The organism is Boseongicola sp. (assembly GCF_057460485.1).
In genome coordinates this window covers 1-2,312 of the sequence record NZ_JBVCWP010000427.1, presented here as the reverse complement: position 1 = coordinate 2,312, position 2,312 = coordinate 1, and the positions used below count along the sequence as shown (strand labels likewise).

Annotated in this window: 2 protein-coding genes; both read left to right on the top strand. The window is 53.9% G+C overall.

Annotated elements, in window-relative coordinates:
• Positions 1-148: 148 nt before the first annotated feature.
• Entirely contained in the window at positions 149-610 is a 462-nt protein-coding gene (locus AC221Y_RS23155; RefSeq protein WP_486708636.1) for a thiol-disulfide oxidoreductase DCC family protein, read from the top strand.
• A 103-nt stretch (positions 611-713) separates the two neighbouring features.
• Positions 714-2,141, top strand: coding sequence for an IS1182 family transposase (locus AC221Y_RS23150; protein ID WP_486708635.1), 1,428 nt, complete (start codon positions 714-716; stop codon positions 2,139-2,141).
• Positions 2,142-2,312 lie beyond the last annotated feature (171 nt).

Here is a 2,312-nt window from a genome sequence, read left to right as displayed (position 1 = left end):
TGGTTTGGCGAAGCTGCACTGCAGTATCGATACTCTCAATCAATGTCAGCTTTGGGCCGGTTCTGCAGAAAGCGGGACCATACTCGCTCTCTGTTGTCGTTTGTTATGAAACCACGCATGCTGGGTCAAAAGAACTGTGGAGATTAGAATGGCAGCACTTCTTGAGAGAACAGCCTACTCGTATCGAGAGGATCCAGCCGTTCCTGCCTTCGAAGACAGTGGTCAAATAGCGGTCATGGACGGGGACTGCGCACTTTGCTCCTGGGGTGCGCGCACAATTGCGAAACTTGATAACGCCGGGAACTTCCGCCTCTGTCCCGCCCAGTCGAAAACTGGCGATGCTCTCGTGCGCCACTACGGACTGGACCCAGTGGACCCTGAGACTTGGCTCTTTATCGAAGATGGGCAAGCATGGTCCGGCATGGAAGCGATCATCCGGATTGGCGAGCGGTTGGGCGGTGTAGCAAGGCTCGCCACACTTCTGCGTGTTCTCCCGCGAGGACTCCGCGAATGGATATATCGCCGGATTGCGCACAATCGGTATCGCTTCGGCAAGGCCGACATGTGCGCCACGCCCGACGATAACCTGCGTCGAAGACTGATGACCTGAGCAACGGGCGATCTGAGCAACGCGTTCAAAAGGACGGTTTCGGCCGAGGCTGTGTGGAAACGTATATTTCTGCTATTCTGAATGAGTAATCAGGAGATGTCGGATGAAGCGTTTCATTGAAGGTGATAATCGAGAGCAAGGGGTTCTATTCCCCGACCATCTTGAGGACTTCGTGGGCGACAGTAATCCGGTTCGTGCTGTGGACGCGTTTGTTGATGCACTTGATCTGGTCGATATGGGTTTCAGTGACGCTGCCGCGACAGGAAGGCCCGGTTATCATCCGGCGGTTTTACTGAAGATCTATGTTTACGGATATCTCAACCGCATTCAATCGAGCCGCCGACTGGAGCTGGAGACAGGTCGCAACGTCGAGATGATGTGGTTGACCGGTCGTCTTGCCCCCGACTTCAAAACAATTGCGGATTTCAGGCGCGATAACAGCAAAGCAATCCGCAAGGTGTGCAGTCAGTTTGTGATGTTATGTCGTCACGTCGGTCTGTTGAACGGTGACGGTGTTGCGATTGATGGCAGCAAGTTCAAAGCGGTGAACAACCGGGATAAGAACTTCACGCCTGCCAAGGTGAGGCGGCGACTGTCGGACATTGAAACCAGTATCGAGCGCTACCTTTCCAAGCTGGACGCGGCTGACCGCAATGAGCCCGCTTTGCCGCCAGGCAAGATTGCTCATTTGCACGAACGCATCATCAAACTCAAAGAACAACTGGAGGAATTGAAAGCCATCGAGATCAAGGTTCAAAACGCACCAGATGCCCAGGTATCTTTGACTGATCCTGACGCACGCTCCATGCGGCATCGGGGCGGCGGCATTGTCGGCTACAACGTACAAACAGCCGTTGATGTTGAGCATCATCTGATTGTGGCACACGAAGTGACATCATCGGGCAGTGATCGAGGGCAATTGGTGAAGATGGCCAACCAAGCGCGCTTGGCAATTGGCGGCGAAGAGATCACGGTTGTCGCAGATCGAGGATATTACGGCGGCGAACAACTGCTTGAGTGCGCCAACACTGGCATCACAACCTATGTGCCCAAGCCGCTTACATCGAGTGGTCTCAAACGAGGGTTCTTCATCAAGCAGGACTTTATCTACGACGCACAAAACGATGTTTATATCTGCCCGGCAGGTCAGAGCCTGACCAAAGGTGCCCATCGGTCAGATCGTCAAAGCGACATCAACTTCTACCGGCATCTGTCGGCCTGTTTCAGTTGCCATCTCAAGCCGCGCTGCACGACCGAGAAACTGCGCCGCATCCGACGCTGGGATCAAGAAGACGTGCTGGATGATATCGAGCGCAGGTTGGAAGAAAAACCTGACGCGATGCAGGTCCGTAGATCAACCGTTGAGCATCCCTTTGGAACGTTGAAGGCTTGGATGGGATACACTCATTTCCTGACCCGAACACGAGAAAAGGTCGCCGCAGAGATGAGCCTCCATGTCTTGGCGTATAACTTCAAGCGGGTCCTCAAGATCATCGGGATTGCCCCTTTGATGGCCGCGTTGAGGGTGTAATTGGGCCAAACAACGCTAATTGTCGGGCAGATCCCGCGATCAAAGCCCCGACCCGATGAAATAGGACCCCATTTGGGACAAATGGCGCTCCTGGAATAGAAAAACGCCATGGACGGAAAAACAGAGGTCCAAAACACGCAATCAAATGCGTTTCCACACAGCCTCGGCCCA

What these genes read in the sequence shown, in the direction of transcription:
- AC221Y_RS23155 (WP_486708636.1), top strand. Translation starts at nt 149, where the DNA reads ATGGCAGCACTTCTTGAGAGAACAGCCTACTCGTATCGAGAGGATCCA.
- AC221Y_RS23150 (WP_486708635.1), top strand. Translation starts at nt 714, where the DNA reads ATGAAGCGTTTCATTGAAGGTGATAATCGAGAGCAAGGGGTTCTATTC.